Source organism: Aureivirga marina (genome assembly GCF_015767265.1).
Taxonomy (GTDB): domain Bacteria; phylum Bacteroidota; class Bacteroidia; order Flavobacteriales; family Flavobacteriaceae; genus Aureivirga; species Aureivirga marina.
In genome coordinates, this window is the sequence record NZ_JADPIB010000016.1 from 1 (window position 1) to 2,521 (window position 2,521).

A 2,521-nucleotide genomic window follows, 5' to 3' on the forward strand; every position below is an offset into this window, starting at 1 on the left:
AAATGTAGATGAGATTACAGGAGCAGATATCGTAAACTACCAAAATGCTACGGAGAACGTACACCAAGTTTGGGTAAGAGTTTATTATGCAGTGGATGATTGTTTTGCAATTACAAGTTTCTATGTAATTGTTCATCCAAAACCACTGATCAATCCAGTGAGCAACATCGAGATGTGTGATGATGGAGATGGAGCCGTAACTTTTAATCTTACAAATGGCGCTACAACAGCAGAGATTTTAAATGGTCAAAACGGAATTTCAATCACATATTTCACAGATTTAAACGAAGCAAATCAAGCAGTGATTGATGAAGTTGGCGGAAACACAGGTTCTTTTGCATACATCGCAGCTCCTGATGCTTTTGAAAACACAATCACACCGATTCAAACAATTTATGCAGTGCTTAAAAATGATGTTACAGGATGTGGAACTGTAACGCCATTCAACATTGAAGTTTTACCACAACCAACACTTCCAGAGGTATTGGATTTTGAGGTTTGTGATGATGATATTAACGATGGAATTACAACAGTGCAATTAGACGAAGCAGATGGATATTATACATTTGACACGCCAGGATTCACAGTAACTTACCATCACACGCAGGCAGAAGCAATTGCAGGAACAGGAGCAATTTCTTCGCCATATATTAATAATGCTACGCCAAATAACTTCACTGTTTTTGTAAGAGTGGAAAATAATGTAACGCATTGTTATGACACAACAGAGATGAATGTGATTATCAACGAATCACCAGAATCTACAATTCCTACACCACTGGAGGTTTGTGATCAGAACAATGATGGATTTGCAATCTTTAATTTAACACTTAAAGAAACAGAAATTACTTATGCTTTAGGGCAAGTAGAAGTTACTTATTTCGAGGAATTAATCGATGCACAAGAGCAAGTTTACTCAAATGCAATTGATGATCCATCACAATATGCAAATGTGGATATTCACAATCAAGTGATTTATGTTTTAGTGAAAAATGTAATCACAGGATGTACAGATATCGTTGCATTAGAATTAATCGTAAACCCAACACCAACGGCTATCGAAGCAGATGCGATTGAGCTTTGTGATGATGATGTTGTGGACGGATTTACAACATTCGATCTAACAATTCGTGAGGGAGATATCGTAGCAGAGACAGGAATTACTTTTGAATATTACTATACTGAAGAAGCTGCCATTGCAGGAGATGTTACAGATGTAACACCAGGAGTTGGATATATTGTAAATCCAACAGGATTTGTAAATGATGTAAACCCACAAACTGTTTGGGTTCGTGCAGAATATAGTTCTACAAATTGTGCAAATGTAGTTCCGCTTACAGTACAAGTAAATGCTACGCCAGTTCTTGTGCAACCAGAGCCATATGAGCTTTGTGATAATGATGAAGATGGAGACTCAACAAACGGATTTGTAGAAGGGTTCTTATTATATGAGAAAGATGCAGAGATTTTAGGAGGAACAACAGGAGTTGTAACGTATCATGAAGGAGCTGTAGATGGACCAGTGATTGATAAATTAAGTGTATATACAAACATCACAGCAGGATCTCAGGCGGTGTATGCCGTGGTTACAAACACAGAGACAGGATGTAATGCTTATGTTGTTTTAGATTTAATTGTAAATCCACTACCAGCAGTAGAGGAGTTAACTATTTTCGAGGCTTGTGATGATGATTATGATGGATATGCAATCTTTGATTTAAATGAGGTTTCAACGATTTTAGATCCATTTGAAGAATATGATATTTCTTACCATTATACACAACAAAATGCAGATGAAGGAACACCGATGCTTCCAGATTTATATTATTCAGTAGCTTCAACAATTTATGTAAGAATAGAGAATTTAGATACAGGATGTTTTATCACACAACCATTACAACTTGTATTATCAGAAAAACCATCAATATCTCCATTAGAAGATTTTGTTTTATGTGATGATGATACAGATGGATTTGCAATATTTGATTTATCTGTGATTCGAGATGGAATTTTATCAGATAATCCACTTCTAACAATCACGATGTATCTATCAGAAGAAGATGCAGAAGCAATTGAAGATCCGATAGATATTGATTCGCCATTTTTAAATACAATCGCAAACCAACAAACAATTTGGATTCGTGTAGAAAACGGAGGAGGATGTTATATTGTGGAGAGCATTGAGCTGATCATTGAGCAAATGCCAAATATTGGAGATCCAAATAATGAGCTGATTATTTGTGATGATGATTATGATGGAATCGCAAGTTTTGACTTAACACAAAGAAATGATCATTATCTAGTAGGACAATTAGGAATGGTTGTAACTTATCATACAACACAAGAGAATGCAGAGGGAGACATCGTGGATATTCCAGATTTCACAAACTTTGTAAACACAACAGCAAATGCACAGGAGCTTTATGTTCGTGTGGAGAATCAAACAACAGGATGTTATGCGATTTCTTCGCTGACATTAGTTGTGGAGCCACTTCCAAAACCAAACTTAACTCCAGAGCCG

The 2,521-nt window shown here is 36.2% G+C and carries 1 pseudogene; it reads left to right on the plus strand.

From position 1 onward, the window contains the following. Positions 1 to 2,521 (plus strand): annotated as a pseudogene (locus tag I1A51_RS17560) (hypothetical protein); the annotation flags it as partial.